This is a genomic window from Pseudomonas gingeri, assembly GCF_013385425.1.
Lineage (GTDB): Bacteria > Pseudomonadota > Gammaproteobacteria > Pseudomonadales > Pseudomonadaceae > Aquipseudomonas > Aquipseudomonas gingeri_D.
The window spans coordinates 31,808-47,830 of sequence record NZ_JACAQA010000016.1; the positions used below are offsets into that span (position 1 = coordinate 31,808).

A 16,023-nucleotide genomic window follows, 5' to 3' on the forward strand; every position below is an offset into this window, starting at 1 on the left:
ACTTTTTCATGCCAGACATTACCCTGACCACCCTGCAAGGCCTCAAGCAAAAGGGTGAAAAAATCACCATGCTGACCTGCTACGACGCCACCTTCGCCCACGCCAGCTGCGCGGCCGGTGTCGAAGTGCTGCTGATCGGCGATTCGCTGGGCATGGTTACCCAAGGGCATGACAGCACGCTGCCCGTTACCGTCGCCGATATCTGCTATCACACGGCCAGTGTCAAACGCGGCAACCAGGGGGCCTTCATCATTGCCGACCTGCCGTTCATGGCCTACGCCACCCTCGAGCAGACCTTTCACAACAGCGGCCTGTTGATGCAGGCCGGTGCGCATATGGTCAAGGTCGAAGGCGCCGCCTGGCTCGCCGAATCCATCCGCCAGTTGGCCGAACGCGGCGTCCCGGTGTGCGTGCACATGGGCCTGACCCCACAGTCGGTGAACATCTTCGGCGGCTACAAGGTCCAGGGCCGCGGCGAAGCCCAGGCCCGGCAGATGCGCGCCGACGCCATCGCCCTGGAACAGGCCGGCGCGGCCATGATCCTGCTTGAATGCGTGCCGAGCGAACTGGCCGCGGAAATCACCCAGGCGGTGAAGGTCCCGGTGATCGGCATCGGTGCCGGCAGCGCCACCGACGGCCAGGTCCTGGTCCTACACGACATGCTCGGCCTGTCCATCAGCGGTCGCGTGCCCAAGTTCGTGAAGAACTTCATGGCCGGCCAGGACAGCCTGCATGGCGCCCTGAGTGCCTACGTCAGTGAGGTCAAGGCCGTCACTTTCCCTGGGATCGAACACGGATTCAGTGCATGAACACAGTCAAGACCGTTCTCGAACTGCGCGCCGCCGTGGCGCGCGCCCGCGGCGAAGGCAAGCGCATCGGTTTCGTACCGACCATGGGCAACCTGCACAGCGGCCACGCGGCCCTGGTGACCAAGGCGGCGCAACGGGCGGACTTCGTGGTGGCGAGCATTTTCGTCAACCCGCTGCAATTCGGCGCCAACGAAGACCTGGACAAGTACCCACGGACCCTCGCCGCCGACCAGGAAAAACTGCTCCAGGCCGGTTGCCATCTGCTGTTCGCCCCCAGCGTCGAGGAAATGTACCCCGGCGGCATGGGCGGCCAGACTCGCGTCAGCGTCCCGCAACTCTCCGAAGGCCTGTGCGGCGCCAGCCGTCCCGGGCATTTCGAAGGCGTGGCGACCGTGGTCAGCAAGCTGTTCAACATGGTCCAGCCGGACCTGGCGGTGTTCGGCCAGAAGGACTTCCAGCAACTGGCGGTGATTCGGCAGTTGGTGCATGACCTGAACATGCCGATCCAGATCATCGGCGAACCGACCGTGCGCGCCGCCGACGGCCTGGCGCTGTCCTCGCGTAACGGCTTTCTCGACGAAGAACAGCGGGCCAAGGCACCCGCGCTGTATCGCAGCCTGAAGCAGATCGCCGAAGCCATCGAACAGGGCGAACGCGACTACCCCAAGCTACTGGCCGAACAGACCCGGCAGATCGAAAGCGCCGGCTTCCGGCCCGACTACCTGGAAATCCGCCACGCCCTGAACCTGCGCCCGGCGACGCCCGAGGACCGTGACCTGGTGATCCTGGTCGCCGCCTTCCTCGGCACCACACGCCTGATCGACAACCTGCACCTGAACCTCGACAGCCCGGCCTGACCGCCCGATTGCCCGGCCCCATGGCTTCGGGCAAACTGCCGCCGCCCGGCGCCACGCAGCACACATGCGTGGCGCCGCACGAGGATCCGACCGAGGAAACACCCCATGCACGCCATCATGCTCAAAGCCAAACTGCATCGCGCCGAAGTCACCCACGCGGTGCTCGATTACGAAGGTTCCTGCGCCATCGACGGCGAGTGGCTGGACCTGGCCGGGATCCGTGAATACGAACAGATCCAGATCTACAACGTCGACAACGGCGAGCGTTTCACCACCTACGCCATTCGCGGCGAGGAAGGCTCGCGGATCATCTCGGTCAACGGTGCCGCCGCCCACAAGGCCGGCGTCGGCGACCGGGTGATCATCTGCGCCTACGCCCATTACAGCGAAGCCGAACTGGTGGATTTCAAACCGCGCATGCTGTACATGGCCCCGGGCAACGAACTGAGCCACACCAGCCACTCGATTCCGGTGCAGGTCGCCTGATCGCCATCCAAACGTACACGCGAAAACGCCTTTCGTCCCCGAGAGTGCGAAAAAGTACCGAGTAAAGGTCAGACAAAGCCAAGACAGATGCAGGCGCGAGCGGTACTGTAATCGCCCCTGCCTCATTCAACCGTGCTGATGCAGGTTGCCGGACACTGCCAGAGACAAAAGCAGGACGTTCCGGCGTTTCTGGTGTCCAAAAAGCCAAATGTCCAAAAGGCAGCTCTCGTAAAAGGAAACCCGCAGCGATGGCGTACTACCGCACTCCTCACGACGTGACCAGCCTGCCCGCCTGGCAGGCGCTGAACCAACACCGCGACAACATGCACGATTTCAGCATGCGCGAAGCTTTCAATGCCGATCCGCAGCGCTTCAATCAGTTCACCCTCAGCAGCTGCGGGTTGTTTCTCGACTATTCGAAGAACCTGATCACCCAGGAAACCCGCAACCTGCTGGTGGGCCTGGCCAATGAAGTCGACCTGCAAGGCGCGATCAAGTCGCTGTTTGCCGGCGAACTGGTCAACGCCTCCGAAGGTCGCCCGGCCCTGCACACCGCCCTGCGCCGCCCGGTGGGCGACAAGCTCTCGGTCAACGGCGTCAACGTGATGCCCGACGTGCACAAAGTGCTGAACCAGATGACCGAGCTGGTCGGAAAAATCCACGACGGCCTGTGGCGCGGCTACAGCGAAAAACCGATCACCGACGTGGTGAACATCGGTATCGGTGGTTCGTTCCTGGGGCCGGAGCTGGTGTCCGAGGCGTTGCTGTCCTACGCCCATAAAGGTGTGCGCTGCCATTACCTGGCGAATATCGATGGCAGTGAGTTCCATGAGCTGTCGGCGAAGATCCGCGCCGAGACCACCCTGTTCATCGTCTCGTCGAAAACCTTCACCACCCTTGAAACCCTGAAGAACGCCCGTGCCGCCCGTGACTGGTACCTGGCCCAGGGCGGCTCCGAAGCGGAGCTGTACAAGCACTTCATCGCGGTCTCGAGCAACAACGCCGCGGCCGTGGCCTTCGGCATCCGTGAAGAGAACATCTTCCCGATGTGGGACTGGGTCGGCGGGCGTTACTCGCTGTGGTCGGCCATCGGCTTGCCGATCGCCCTGGCCATCGGCATGTCGAACTTCAAGGAGCTGCTGTCCGGTGCCTACACCATGGACCAGCATTTCCAGACCGCGCCGTTCGAACAGAACATGCCGGTGCTGCTGGCCCTGCTGGGTGTCTGGTACGGCAACTTCTGGGGTGCGCAGAGCCATGCGATCCTGCCGTACGACCACTACCTGCGCAACATCACCAAGCACCTGCAGCAGCTGGACATGGAATCCAACGGCAAGAGCGTGCGCCAGGACGGCACGCCGGTGTCCACCGATACCGGCCCGGTGATCTGGGGCGGCGTCGGCTGCAACGGCCAGCATGCATACCACCAGTTGCTGCACCAGGGCACCCAGTTGATCCCGGCCGACTTTATCGTGCCGATCGTCAGCTTCAACCCGGTTGCCGACCACCATCAGTGGCTGTACGCCAACTGCCTGTCCCAGAGCCAGGCGCTGATGCTCGGCAAGACCCGCGACGAAGCGGAACGCGAGCTGCGTGACAAGGGCCTGAGCGAAGCCGAGGTGCAGAAACTGGCACCGCACAAGGTGATCCCGGGCAACCGTCCGAGCAACACCCTGGTGGTCGAGCGTATCAGCCCGCGTCGTCTCGGCGCCCTGGTGGCGATGTACGAACACAAGGTCTTCGTGCAGAGCGTGATCTGGGGCATCAACGCCTTCGACCAATGGGGCGTTGAGCTGGGCAAGGAGCTGGGCAAGGGCGTCTACAACCGTCTGACCGGCAGCGAAGAGTCTTCGGCCGAAGATGCTTCGACCCAGGGCCTGATCAACTACTTCCGCGGTCGTCATCGCGGTTGATAGCAGCCTCCCGGGCAGGCCCATCTACCCGGGACACCACCGAACCTGTAGGAGCAGGGCTTGCCCGCGAAGCTTTTGGCGGCTTCGAAGGCCCCTTCGCGGGCAAGCCCTGCTCCTACAAGGACCGTGTTAAGACAGTGGCCTCCCGGGCGTCTTGGCCCGGGAGGCCAGTCGGTGCAGGTTCGACCTTTTATCCGCTTGAACCCCGCCACAACAGAGCGCACCCTTGAGACTTGTCGTAGACAAGAACAAGGAAACGCCATGTTCGATCTTCGCACCTTCCCCAAGGCCGACGCCGTGCGTCAGGCCGCGCAATTGAGCCAGGACGACTACCGGCGCCTCTACCGCCAGTCCATCGAGCAACCCGATACCTTCTGGGCCGAACAGGCCAAACGTTTTCTCGACTGGTCCAGCCCCTGGGACAGCGTCCAGCACTGGGACCTGCATACCGGCCAGGCCAGCTGGTTCGCCGGCGCGCAATTGAATGTCAGCTACAACTGCATCGACCGCCATCTCGACAGCCGTGGCGACCAGATCGCCCTGGTCTGGGAAGGCGACAACCCCAGCGAATCGGCGCAGATCACCTACCGCAAACTGCACCACAACGTCTGCCGCCTGGCCAATGTGCTCAAGGCCCGTGGCGTGAACAAAGGCGACCGGGTGTGCATCTACATGCCGATGATTCCCGAAGCCGCCTACGCCATGCTCGCCTGCGCGCGCCTCGGCGCCATTCACTCGGTGGTCTTCGGCGGTTTCTCCCCCGACGCCCTGCGCGACCGCATCCTCGATGCCGACTGCCGCACGGTGATCACCGCCGATGAAGGCGTGCGTGGCGGCAAATACATACCCCTCAAGCAGAATGTCGACCAGGCGCTGCTCAGTTGCCCGAATGTCAGCACCGTGCTGGTGGTGGAACGCACCCAGGCCGAGGTGAACTGGGTCGCGGAGCGCGACCTCTGGTACCACGAAGCCCTGCACGGTATCAGCGCCGACTGCCCCTGCGAGCCGATGGACGCCGAAGACCCGCTGTTCATCCTCTACACCTCCGGCAGCACCGGCAAACCCAAAGGGGTATTGCACAGCACCGGCGGCTACCTGCTGCAGGTCGCCATGACCTTCCAGTACGTGTTCGACTATCGCCCCGGCGAAGTATTCTGGTGCACCGCCGATGTCGGCTGGGTCACCGGCCACAGTTATATCGTCTACGGCCCGCTGGCCAACGGCGCGACCAGCCTGATCTACGAAGGCGTGCCGAACTATCCGGACTCCTCGCGTTTCTGGCAGGTCATCGACAAGCACCAGGTGAATATCTTCTACACCGCGCCCACCGCCCTGCGCGCCCTGATGCGCGAAGGCCCGGCACCGCTGGAAAACACCTCGCGGGCCAGCCTGCGCCTGCTCGGCAGTGTCGGCGAGCCGATCAACCCGGAAGCCTGGGAGTGGTATTTCAATGCCGTCGGCGAGCAACGCTGCCCCATCGTCGACACCTGGTGGCAGACCGAGACCGGCGGCATCATGCTCACCCCGCTGATCGCCAACAGCCGGATCAAGCCCGGCTGCGCGACCCAGCCGATGTTCGGCGTGCTGCCGGTCCTGCTGGATGAGCAAGGTCAGGAAATCAGTGGCGCCGGCAGCGGCGTATTCGCCCTGAAAAGCAGTTGGCCAGGGCAGATCCGCAGCGTCTATGGCGACCCGCAGCGTATGCTCGAAACCTATTTCAAGCCCTATCCCGGTTACTACTTCACGGGCGACGGCGCCCGCCGCGACGAGGACGGCGACTACTGGATCACCGGTCGTATCGATGATGTGATCAACGTCTCCGGCCACCGTATCGGCACCGCCGAAGTGGAAAGCGCCCTGGTGCTGCATGACAGCGTCGCCGAAGCCGCCGTGGTCGGTTATCCCCACGACCTCAAGGGCCAGGGCCTGTATGCCTTCGTCACCCCGATGAAAGGCGTCGAGGCCGACGACACGCTGAAAAAAGCGCTGTTGGCCCTGGTCGGCAAGGAAATCGGCAGCTTTGCCAAGCCGGACCTGATCCAGTGGGCCCCGGCCTTGCCGAAAACCCGCTCGGGCAAGATCATGCGGCGTATCCTGCGCAAGATCGCCAGCAACGAGCTGGACAGCCTCGGCGACACCTCGACCCTGGCCGACCCGAGCGTGGTCGACGGCCTGATCGAGCAGCGCCTCAATCCCTGAACCCCGGGCGGTGGACGTTGTTCGCCGCCCTATTGACCGAGCCAGCATGGAATTCCTTCGCCGCCGCATCGAAACCCAGCTTATGAGCCTGACCGGCCTGTCCCTGGGCATGCTCGACCTGGAAAACCCCAAGGGCGACCCCGGCCTCTTCGGCCCGGACTCGGTGAGCTGGCAGGTGCATGGCGACTTCAGCAGCATGCTGATCGGCGGCATCAGCGCGCTGATGCTGCAAGCCCTGCACCCGCTGGCCCTGGCCGGGGTCTGGGACCATTCGAACTTTCGCCAGGACATGCTCGGGCGCTTGCGGCGCACCAGCCAGTTCATTGCCGGGACCACCTTCGGCTCGCGCAAGGACGCCGAGTGGTTGATCGACAAGGTCCGCACCATCCACCTGCAGGTGGTCGGCACCGCGCCGGATGGCCGGCCTTACGCCGCCAGCGACCCGGAGCTGTTGACCTGGGTGCATGTGGCCGAGGTCAGCAGCTTTCTCAAGGCCCATCTGCGCTACCGCAACCCGCAGCTGTCGCCGGCGGACCAGGACCGCTACTACGATGAAATCGCCGTGATCGCCGAACGCCTGGGCGCACAGGATGTACCCCGCTCACGCCAGGCCATCGCCGACTACCTGCAACGCATGCGCCCGCAACTGCTCTGCGATGCCCGCAGCCGCGAAGTGTTGCGCCTGCTGCTGGCCGCCCCCGCCCCGAGTCGCCTGGCCCAACCGTTCGGCAGCCTGATGATGCAGGCCGGTATCGACCTGCTGCCGGACTGGGCCGGCGAGATGCTCGGCCAGTCGCAAAACCCGCTGCAACGCCAGGTCATCCGGGCCGGCGTCAAGCGCAGCGCGCCGTTGTTGCGCTGGGCCATGCGCAACGGTTCCGCCCAGCGCGCCAAACGCCGCATGGGCCTGATCCCCTGAAGGCTGGTAAACTCCCGCGCCAAATCCGACCCCAAGGCGCCGAGCATGTCTTCCTTGAACCAGGCGCTGCGCGCCGCCCTCGATCATCGCCAGGCACTGCTCGCCGAGCTGCACGGCCAAGGCACCGATTGCTATCGCCTGTTCCACGGCAGCCAGGAAGGTGCCGGCGGCCTGACCATCGACCGCTACGGCCCGCAGTTGATGGTGCAGACCTTCCACCAGACCCTGGAACGCGAAGACCTGCTCGCCCTGCACGTGGCCATCAACCAGCATCTGGAACTGGACACCCTGCTGGTCTACAACGACCGCTCCCGGGGCAACTCGCGGATCGATCGTGAAGACCCGGTCTATCGCGCCGACGAAGCCGCCCTCGCCGACCTGGTCGGTCATGAGGGCGGCCTGAACTACCGCGTCCGTGGCCGTCACCCCGGCCAGGACCCGCTGCTGTTCCTCGACCTGCGCAACGCCCGCGCCTGGGTCCGCCAGCACAGCGCCGGCAAGAGCGTGCTGAACCTCTTCGCCTACACCTGCGGCGTCGGCCTCAGCGCCGCCGCCGGCGGTGCCCGGGAGGTCTGCAACCTGGACTTCGCCGAGGGCAACCTGGCGGTCGGCCGGGAGAACGGCCTGCTCAACCCGCACCTGCCGTCGATGGACTTCATCCAGTCCGACTACTTCCCCGCCATCCGCCAGCTCGCCGGCCTGCCCATCAGCCAGCGGCGCGGGCAGAAACTGCCCAGCTACCAGCGCCTGGAACAGCGCCAGTACGACCTGGTGCTGCTCGACCCGCCCGCCTGGGCCAAGAGCGCCTTCGGCACCGTCGACCTGCTGCGCGACTACCAGAGCCTGCTCAAGCCGGCCCTGCTGGCGACCGCCGACAACGGCGTGCTGATCTGCTGCAACAACCTGGCGAAAGTCAGCCTGGAAGACTGGCGCGAACAGGTCCTGCGTTGCGCGGAAAAAGCCGGGCGTCCGGTGCGTGAATGGCAAGTGCTGGCCCCTGCCGCCGACTTCCCTTCCCGCGACCTGCAACCGCCATTGAAGACCCTGGTTTTGCACCTGTAGGAACCACTCGCAAATACCCGCTTTTACGCCGCAACAAGGGGCTTGCTTCGGAACCGCAAACGCATGCCATACTCCAAGGCACCTCCACCAAGAGAGACGACGCCTCACATGCCCAAAGGATTGAAACGCGCCCTCGGCGCCTTGTTGACCGGCCTCGCGCTGTACACCGTGCTCGGGTTCCTGATCATCCCCGGTGTTGGCCTGCGTATCGCCAACCAGCAACTGGCGCACTACGCCACGGTGCCCGCCAGCCTGCAGCGCCTGGAGTTCAATCCTTTCAGTCTCGAGCTGACCCTGTGGGGACTGAATATCGGTGAACCGGGCAAGGAACAGGTCGCGTTCGAGCGTCTCTACGTCAACCTGCAGATCGACAGTCTCTGGACCCACGCCCTGCACCTGGTCGACATCCAGCTGGACAAGCCCAACACCGAGGTGACGTTCAGCAAGGACGGCACCCTGAACCTCGCCCAGTTGTTCAAGCTGCCACCGAGCGAACCGACCCCGGCCGACCCCAACAGCAAGCCCTTCCCGGTGCGCATCGACCAGATCGAACTGGCCGGCGGGCGCCTGCATTTCCAGGACCTGCGCCCCAGCGAGCCGATCGAGTTCACCTACACCCCGATGGACCTGGCGCTGAAGAACCTCAGCACCCTGCCTGAAGACAACGCCGCCATGACCCTGGTGGCCATCGGTGGCGATAGCGGACGGATCGACTGGAAAGGCAACTTCAGCCTGGTGCCAGTGGCTTCCGAGGGCTCGCTGAAGATCAGCGACAGCCATATGAAAGGCTGGTGGCCCTATGTGCGCGATGCCCTGCCACTGGTACTCGAGGACGGTGTCATCAACCTCAGCACCGACTACAAGTTCAGCCTCGCCAAAGACACCGAGCTGCTGCTGAGCAACACCGCCGTCAGCGTCGCGCCCTTCGCCATGAAGGCGCCGGATGGGCGCCCGCTGGTACGCCTGGAGCGCCTGGACGTCAGCGAAACCAGCGTCGACCTGTCCAAGCAGCAGGTCGTGGTCGGCAAGATCCGCAGCAACAAGCTCGAAACCTGGGCCGCCCGCGAGAAGGACGGGCAACTCGACTGGCAGAAACTCTTCGCCTCACAGCCGGCCAAACCGGCGCCCAAGGAAGCACCGGCGGCCTCCGACACGGCCAAGACCGAACCGCCGGCGCCGAGCAAGCCCTGGCAGGTCCTGCTCAAGGATGTGCAACTGCGCGACTACCGCGTGCACCTGGCCGACCGCGCGCCGAAAACCCAGGTGGCCCTGGAGCTCGGTCCGCTGAACCTGGACCTGGAAAACTTCGACAGCCTCAACCAGTCACCCTTCACCCTCAAGCTCGACACCGGGCTGGGCAAGCAGGGCAAGATTCTCGCCAGCGGCGAAGTCAACCTGAGCCCGATCAGCGCCAAGCTCAAGGTCAATACCCAGGACATCGACCTGCGGGTGGCCCAGGCCTATGTCGAGCCGTTCATGCGCCTGGAAGTGCGCAGCGGCATGCTCGGCAGCGATCTCGCGGTCAATCTGAAAAGCGTCGACCCGCTGGCCTTCAGCGTGACCGGCAAGGCCCAGGTCGACCAGTTGCACACCCTCGACACCCTCAAGAGCCGCGACTTCGTGAAGTGGCAGAAGCTGACGATCGATGGCCTGAGCTATCAGCACGGTGACAGCTTGTCGATCGACAAGGTCAACCTGCTGCAACCCTATGCCCGCTTCATGATCAACGACGATCGCACCACCAACATCGATGACCTGCTGATCCCGCAACCGCCGGCGAGCAAGTCGGCGGAAAAAGCCAAGGCGCAACCCACGGCATCCAGCAGCAAGCCGCTGGGTATCCACATTGGCGGTATTGCCATCAATGACGGCTCGGCCAACTTTGCCGACTTCAGCCTGACCCCGCACTTCGCCACGGCGATCCAGCAGCTCAACGGCCAGATCGGCACCATCGACAGCCGCCAGCCGAAACCGGCCGGCGTCGATATCAACGGCAAGGTCGATCGTTATGCGCCGGTCACCATCAAGGGCGCGCTGAACCCGTTCGACCCGATGGCCAGCCTGGATATCGCCACCAGCTTCAAGCGCGTCGAGCTGACCACGCTGACCCCCTACTCCGGCAAGTTCGCCGGCTACCGCATCCGCAAGGGCCGGCTCAATCTTGACGTGCACTACCTGATCACCAAGGGCCAGCTGAAAGCCGAAAACAAACTGGTGGTCGAACAACTGCAACTGGGTGAGAAGGTCGACAGCCCGGATGCCGTGGACCTGCCGATCAAGCTGGCGATTGCCCTGCTCAAGGACTCCGACGGCAACATCTCCATCGAACTGCCGGTGAGCGGCGACCTCAACAACCCGCAGTTCAGCGTGATGCCGATCATCTGGCAGACCCTGCGCAACCTGATCGTGCGGGCCGCCACCGCGCCCTTCAAGTTCATTGGCGGGCTGATCTCCGGGGGCGACGCCCAGGACCTCAGCAACGTGTCCTTTGCTCCCGGCTCCAGCGAGCTGAGCAGCGATGCCCAGTCGTCCCTGACCAAGCTGGCGGCGGCCCTGAAGGAGCGTCCCAACCTGCGCCTGGAAATCGAAGGCACCGCGGCCCAGAGCAGTGACGGCGCGTTGATCGCCCAGCAGCGCCTGGATCGCGAATACCAGGCCACCTACTACAAGATGCTCCAGCGTCGCGGTGACAAGGTGCCGGCCCAGGCCTCGATGCTCCAGGTGCCGGAAGGAGAGAAAGCGCCGATGCTCGAAGGCATCTACCGCACCCTGCTCAAGCAGCAACCACCTGCCGAGTGGGCCAAGCTGGGTAACGACGAGCGCAGCGCCAAACTGAAGGCCGGGGTGATCACAGCCTGGAGCGGCAATGAGCCGCTGCTGCGCAAGCTCGGCCAGGACCGCGCCAGCAGCATCAAGGACTTCCTGGTGGACAAGGGCCAACTGGCCGATGACCGCGTGTACCTTATCGACGCCAACCTCGGCGATGCGCAGAAAGATGGCAGTGTCGTGACCCCGTTGCATCTGGATAGCGAGTAAGCATGCTCAAGCCCGTGATGTTCAGCCTGGCGCTGGCGTTGCTCGCCGGCCAGGCCCAGGCCGACACCCTGCGTTGCGGCAGCCAGTTGATCAGCGTGGGGGACAGGAAGTCAGAGGTGCTCGACAAATGCGGCGAGCCGCGCTCCCAGGACCTGGTGGGCTATCAGCGCAGCTTCGACCGGCGCACCGAGGTGCAGATCGAAGAGTGGGTCTATCCGCAGAGCGGTGGCATGGTCCAGTACCTGCGCTTTGTCGGCGGACGCCTGGAGCGTATCGACAGCAAGCGCGGTAACTGACAACCCATAATAAAACAGGCCCCGACACACTGCGTCGGGGCCTGTAGCTGGTCACTCCCTGTGACCCATCGCCTGAACATCAAGACTCGGCAAGCGTACTGCAACACCACTTGCTTCACCCTAAAGCGGGTTCAAGCGAGATCCTTGTGCGTTACTCGGTTTTCAAGCCAGCGGCCGAAACGTCTTTGACCCCTTTGATTTTCTTGGTGATGCTCACCGCGGTGTCTTTCTGTGCGGAGGTCACTGGGGTCATGGACGACAGGGAAACCACACCTTTGTTGGTTTCAACCTTGATGTCGGTACCCGGGATGCCTTTTTCGGTGACCAGGTCAGCTTTGACCTTGGTGGTGATCCAGGTGTCGGAAGTCTCTTCCTTGGCCTTGGTAACTTCACCAGCCGCGACAACCATTGGAGCCTGAGAAGTCGGTTGAGCGGCAAATGCGGCATTGGCCAAGGTCAGGGTCAGAGCGGTGGCAGTGGCGGCAGCGATAGCGAACTTCTTCATACAAATAACTCCTGTTCTTCTGGAAAAGTCTGCGCCTGGATCCTGGCGGCAGGGTTATCTGTTAGGTTGCAGGCGCTGTGCCAACCCACGAAAACAAAATAAAACCATAAAAATCAATAAGTTAAAATAAACTATAAAAATCGGAATCGTGCAGATTGCATGACCGGCCGCCAAACTGCATGCAAGTTGCGGGTTTGCTCGGCGAGCCCCCCACTGAAATATCGGGCTTTTCCAGCGCCCATAAAAAAGCACCCCGAAGGGTGCCTTTTTCAGCGAGAAGTCAAAGCGCGATTAAACGCCCGACGCCTTGGCTGCTGCAACGTCCTTGATGGACAGCTTGATACGGCCGCGGTTGTCCACGTCCAGTACCAGCACTTCCACTTCCTGGCCTTCTTTCAGGATATCGGTCACTTTCTCTACGCGAGCGTCGCTCAGCATCGAGATGTGAACCAGACCGTCCTTGCCTGGCAGGATGTTGACGAATGCGCCGAAGTCGACGATGCGCTCAACCTTGCCGACGTAGATCTTGCCGATTTCAGCTTCCGCGGTGATGCCCAGGACGCGCTGACGAGCCGCTTCAGCCGCTTCCTTGGTTTCGCCGAAGATCTTGATCGAACCGTCGTCTTCGATGTCGATCGAAGCCTTGGTCTCTTCACAGATCGCACGAATGGTCGCGCCGCCTTTACCGATGACATCACGGATTTTGTCGGTGTCGATTTTCATCGCGATCATGGTCGGAGCATTTTCCGACAGCTCGGTGCGGGACTGACCAATGATCTGGTTCATCTGGCCGAGGATGTTCAGGCGCGCTTCCAGGGCTTGGCCCAGGGCGATCTCCATGATCTCTTCGGTGATGCCCTTGATCTTGATGTCCATCTGCAGCGCGGTGACGCCTTTGGCGGTACCGGCTACCTTGAAGTCCATGTCGCCGAGGTGGTCTTCGTCACCCAGGATGTCGGTCAGGATGGCGAACTTCTCGCCTTCTTTGACCAGGCCCATGGCGATACCGGCAACCGGCGCCTTCATCGGCACACCGGCATCCATCAGGGCCAGGGAAGCGCCACAGACCGAAGCCATGGAGCTCGAACCGTTGGACTCGGTGATTTCCGAAACCACGCGGATGGTGTACGGGAACTCAGAAGCATCCGGCAGCATGGCCTGGACCGAACGACGGGCCAGACGACCGTGACCGATTTCACGACGACCCGCACCGCCCATGCGACCACACTCACCGACCGAGAACGGCGGGAAGTTGTAGTGCAGCATGAAGGGGTCTTTTTTCTCGCCTTCCAGGGTGTCCAGCAGCTGTGCATCACGGGCAGTACCCAATGTTGCAACAACCAGCGCCTGGGTTTCACCACGGGTGAACAGGGCCGAACCGTGGGTCTTGGGCAGAACACCGACTTCGATGTTCAGCGGACGTACGGTCTTGGTGTCGCGGCCGTCGATACGTGGCTTGCCGTTGACGATGTTTTCGCGAACGGTGCGGTATTCGATTTCGCCGAAAGCGGCTTTCACTTCGCTGGAGGAAGGCTGGCCTTCTTCACCGGACAGTTTGGCAACCACCTGGTCTTTCAGCTCGCCCAGACGCGCGTAACGGTCGGCCTTGACGGTGATGGTGTAGGCCTGGGAGATCGCGTCGCCGAACTCGGCACGGATCGCGCCCAGCAGGGCAGTGGCTTCTGGAGCGGCAGCCCAGGTCCAGGTTGGTTTGGCAGCTTCGGCGGCCAGTTCCTTGACAGCCTGGATAACCACTTGGAATTCGTCATGGGCGAACAGCACGGCGCCCAGCATCTGGTCTTCGGTCAGCTCTTTGGCTTCCGATTCAACCATCAGTACCGCTTCCGAGGTACCGGCAACGACCATGTCCAGGCTCGAAGCTTTCTGCTGCTCGTAAGTCGGGTTCAGCAGGTAGCCGGTGCTTTCATGGAAAGCCACGCGCGCGGCGCCGATCGGGCCATCGAAAGGAATACCGGAGATGGCCAGGGCTGCCGAGGTACCGATCATCGCAGCGATGTCCGGATCGGTCTTCTTGCTGGTGGAAACGACGGTGCAGACAACCTGCACTTCGTTCATGAAACCTTCAGGGAACAGCGGGCGGATCGGACGGTCGATCAGGCGCGAAGTCAGGGTTTCTTTTTCGGAAGGACGGCCTTCACGCTTGAAGAAGCCACCAGGGATCTTGCCGGCGGCGTAGGTTTTTTCCTGGTAGTGCACGGACAGCGGGAAGAAGCCTTTGCTTGGATCCGCTTGCTTGGCACCGACAACGGTCACCAATACGCTGACGTCGTCGTCAACGGTGACCAATACTGCGCCGGAAGCCTGACGGGCGATACGGCCTGTCTCGAGGGTGACGGTCGACTGACCGAACTGGAATTTTTTGATGACCGGGTTCACGGTGTCCTACCTTCTTTTGTGGCTCTTGGGGAACTTGTCTTCTTGCGAAATTCTTGGGCAACGCCGGGAATCGGCCCGACTGTCATTGTCCGGGTGCTGTCTTCGGGTAAAGCAGGTGCTCAGATAAAACTTGAGGCTGGAAGCTTGCCATGCGCCGGCGGGAAACCCGCTGACGCACAGCAAACAACCAACCTCATAGCGCAATCGCTGATTAGCGACGCAGACCCAGGCGACCGATCAGAGCGCTGTAACGGCTCACGTCCTTGCCTTTCAGGTAGTCCAGCAGCTTACGACGCTGGTTAACCATGCGGATCAGACCACGACGGGAGTGGTGGTCTTTACCGTTGGCCTTGAAGTGACCTTGCAGTTTGTTGATGTTGGCGGTCAGCAGTGCAACTTGCACTTCTGGCGAACCAGTATCACCAACGGCTTGCTGGTAGTCGGTAACGATTTGAGCTTTTTCTTCAACGCTGAGAGCCATGAGGCAATCCTTTTATCAAGAAACTGTTTCAAAAAAACAGTTTCAACAGGCCAGGGACAAATCCCTGTATCTATAAATGAGTAGTGACCGTGCCTGTTGACAGCCACCCTCTCCAGCCTGCTTTGACACAGGCTGGTTTCCGGTCATTCTGACCGAATCAGCCGACGCGGCGCGATGCGCCCGTCTTCGCTCACTTCACCGATACCGATAAAGCGACCGTTATGATCCTGTACCCGCACCATGCCGAACTTCGGCGCGTCCGGGGCACGTACCGGTTGGCCGTTGAGCCAATAGAACGCACTGTGCTCGGAAAAGTGCAGCAGCGGCCAGTCTAGCAGACCGCTGTCCGAAGGCATGAGGAAGCGATCAACCGCCTCGTTGCCGCCTTCGGCATGCACCGCCTCGAGCTCTTCCAGCGTGACGGTCTGGGCCAGGGTGAAAGGGCCGGCCTGGGTCCGTCGCAATTCTGCCACGTACGCGCCACAACCGAGCTTCTCACCGATATCCTCCACCAGGGTACGAATATAGGTGCCCTTGCTGCAGTCCACCGCCAGCCGCGCAGTATCGCCTTCGCAGGCGAGCAATTCCAAGCGCGCAATAGTAACAGAACGCGGTTCGCGCTCCACTACTTCACCGGCACGGGCGAGCTTGTACAACGGCTGTCCGTCACGTTTCAGCGCCGAGTACATCGGCGGTATCTGACTGATTTGACCGCGAAATTCCGGCAACACCGCTTCGATATCGGCACGACCAACGGTCACCGGGCGCGTCTGCAAAACCTCGCCTTCGGCGTCCGCGGTGGTGGTGGTCTTGCCCAGTTGCGCGAGGGTTTCGTAACCCTTGTCGGAATCGAGCAGGTACTGCGAGAACTTGGTGGCTTCGCCGAAGCACAACGGCAGCACGCCGGTGGCCAACGGATCGAGGCTGCCGGTATGGCCGGCCTTCTCGGCGTTGAGCAACCAGCGGACCTTCTGCAAGGCAGCGTTGGAAGTGAACCCCAACGGCTTGTCCAGCAGAATGATGCCGCTGACATTACGACGGATACGCTTGACCTGAGCCACCG

13 protein-coding genes are annotated in these 16,023 nt (G+C 62.5%); 9 read left to right on the forward strand and 4 right to left on the reverse strand.

What is annotated here, in order from left to right; translation table 11 throughout:
* Positions 1-8: 8 nt before the first annotated feature.
* From panB to HX830_RS19505, 9 genes are all read left to right on the forward strand, one after another.
* The gene (gene panB / locus HX830_RS19465) at positions 9-809 is read left to right on the forward strand and encodes a 3-methyl-2-oxobutanoate hydroxymethyltransferase (RefSeq protein WP_103495474.1); all 801 of its coding nucleotides are present in this window, start codon (positions 9-11) and stop codon (positions 807-809) included.
* Positions 806-1,666, forward strand: coding sequence for a pantoate--beta-alanine ligase (gene panC, locus HX830_RS19470; protein ID WP_103495475.1), 861 nt, complete (start codon positions 806-808; stop codon positions 1,664-1,666). The genes panB and panC overlap by 4 nt, the downstream gene beginning before the upstream one ends.
* 105 nt (positions 1,667-1,771) lie before the next feature.
* Complete coding sequence (panD, locus tag HX830_RS19475) at positions 1,772-2,152, forward strand: aspartate 1-decarboxylase (protein ID WP_040064140.1); 381 nt, start codon at positions 1,772-1,774, stop codon at positions 2,150-2,152.
* 248 nt (positions 2,153-2,400) lie between these two features.
* On the forward strand, positions 2,401-4,065 hold the full coding sequence (pgi, locus tag HX830_RS19480) for a glucose-6-phosphate isomerase (RefSeq protein ID WP_177101997.1): 1,665 nt from the start codon (positions 2,401-2,403) through the stop codon (positions 4,063-4,065).
* A gap of 261 nt (positions 4,066-4,326) precedes the next feature.
* Positions 4,327-6,264 carry an acetate--CoA ligase gene (gene acs, locus HX830_RS19485; RefSeq protein ID WP_177101999.1) on the forward strand — a complete coding sequence of 646 codons (1,938 nt, stop codon included), beginning with the start codon at positions 4,327-4,329 and terminating at the stop codon, positions 6,262-6,264.
* A 46-nt stretch (positions 6,265-6,310) separates the two neighbouring features.
* The gene (locus tag HX830_RS19490) at positions 6,311-7,183 is read left to right on the forward strand and encodes an oxygenase MpaB family protein (protein ID WP_152737618.1); all 873 of its coding nucleotides are present in this window, start codon (positions 6,311-6,313) and stop codon (positions 7,181-7,183) included.
* 45 nt (positions 7,184-7,228) lie between these two features.
* Positions 7,229-8,245, forward strand: coding sequence for a class I SAM-dependent rRNA methyltransferase (locus tag HX830_RS19495; protein ID WP_177102001.1), 1,017 nt, complete (start codon positions 7,229-7,231; stop codon positions 8,243-8,245).
* Between the two features lie 108 nt (positions 8,246-8,353).
* On the forward strand, positions 8,354-11,281 hold the full coding sequence (locus tag HX830_RS19500) for a DUF748 domain-containing protein (protein ID WP_177102003.1): 2,928 nt from the start codon (positions 8,354-8,356) through the stop codon (positions 11,279-11,281).
* A gap of 2 nt (positions 11,282-11,283) precedes the next feature.
* Complete coding sequence (locus tag HX830_RS19505; RefSeq protein ID WP_177102005.1) at positions 11,284-11,577, forward strand: DUF2845 domain-containing protein; 294 nt, start codon at positions 11,284-11,286, stop codon at positions 11,575-11,577.
* Between the two features lie 151 nt (positions 11,578-11,728).
* On the opposite strand, the gene HX830_RS19510 is transcribed toward HX830_RS19505, so the two are convergent.
* From HX830_RS19510 to truB, 4 genes are all read right to left on the reverse strand, one after another.
* Positions 11,729-12,082 carry a BON domain-containing protein gene (locus HX830_RS19510; protein WP_152737622.1) on the reverse strand — a complete coding sequence of 118 codons (354 nt, stop codon included), beginning with the start codon at positions 12,080-12,082 and terminating at the stop codon, positions 11,729-11,731.
* A gap of 291 nt (positions 12,083-12,373) precedes the next feature.
* Positions 12,374-14,479, reverse strand: a complete 2,106-nt coding sequence (gene pnp, locus HX830_RS19515) for a polyribonucleotide nucleotidyltransferase (protein WP_177102007.1) — start codon at positions 14,477-14,479, stop codon at positions 12,374-12,376.
* 211 nt (positions 14,480-14,690) lie between these two features.
* Complete coding sequence (gene rpsO / locus HX830_RS19520; RefSeq protein ID WP_002555121.1) at positions 14,691-14,960, reverse strand: 30S ribosomal protein S15; 270 nt, start codon at positions 14,958-14,960, stop codon at positions 14,691-14,693.
* A 143-nt stretch (positions 14,961-15,103) separates the two neighbouring features.
* Positions 15,104-16,021, reverse strand: coding sequence for a tRNA pseudouridine(55) synthase TruB (gene truB / locus HX830_RS19525; protein WP_103495484.1), 918 nt, complete (start codon positions 16,019-16,021; stop codon positions 15,104-15,106).
* Positions 16,022-16,023 lie beyond the last annotated feature (2 nt).

Bases quoted from the DNA above. Each gene is read 5' to 3' on its own strand.
- panB (WP_103495474.1), top strand. From the start codon at position 9: ATGCCAGACATTACCCTGACCACCCTGCAAGGCCTCAAGCAAAAGGGT.
- panC (WP_103495475.1), top strand. From the start codon at position 806: ATGAACACAGTCAAGACCGTTCTCGAACTGCGCGCCGCCGTGGCGCGC.
- panD (WP_040064140.1), top strand. From the start codon at position 1,772: ATGCACGCCATCATGCTCAAAGCCAAACTGCATCGCGCCGAAGTCACC.
- pgi (WP_177101997.1), top strand. From the start codon at position 2,401: ATGGCGTACTACCGCACTCCTCACGACGTGACCAGCCTGCCCGCCTGG.
- acs (WP_177101999.1), top strand. From the start codon at position 4,327: ATGTTCGATCTTCGCACCTTCCCCAAGGCCGACGCCGTGCGTCAGGCC.
- HX830_RS19490 (WP_152737618.1), top strand. From the start codon at position 6,311: ATGGAATTCCTTCGCCGCCGCATCGAAACCCAGCTTATGAGCCTGACC.
- HX830_RS19495 (WP_177102001.1), top strand. From the start codon at position 7,229: ATGTCTTCCTTGAACCAGGCGCTGCGCGCCGCCCTCGATCATCGCCAG.
- HX830_RS19500 (WP_177102003.1), top strand. From the start codon at position 8,354: ATGCCCAAAGGATTGAAACGCGCCCTCGGCGCCTTGTTGACCGGCCTC.
- HX830_RS19505 (WP_177102005.1), top strand. From the start codon at position 11,284: ATGCTCAAGCCCGTGATGTTCAGCCTGGCGCTGGCGTTGCTCGCCGGC.
- HX830_RS19510 (WP_152737622.1), bottom strand. From the start codon at position 12,082: ATGAAGAAGTTCGCTATCGCTGCCGCCACTGCCACCGCTCTGACCCTG.
- rpsO (WP_002555121.1), bottom strand. From the start codon at position 14,960: ATGGCTCTCAGCGTTGAAGAAAAAGCTCAAATCGTTACCGACTACCAG.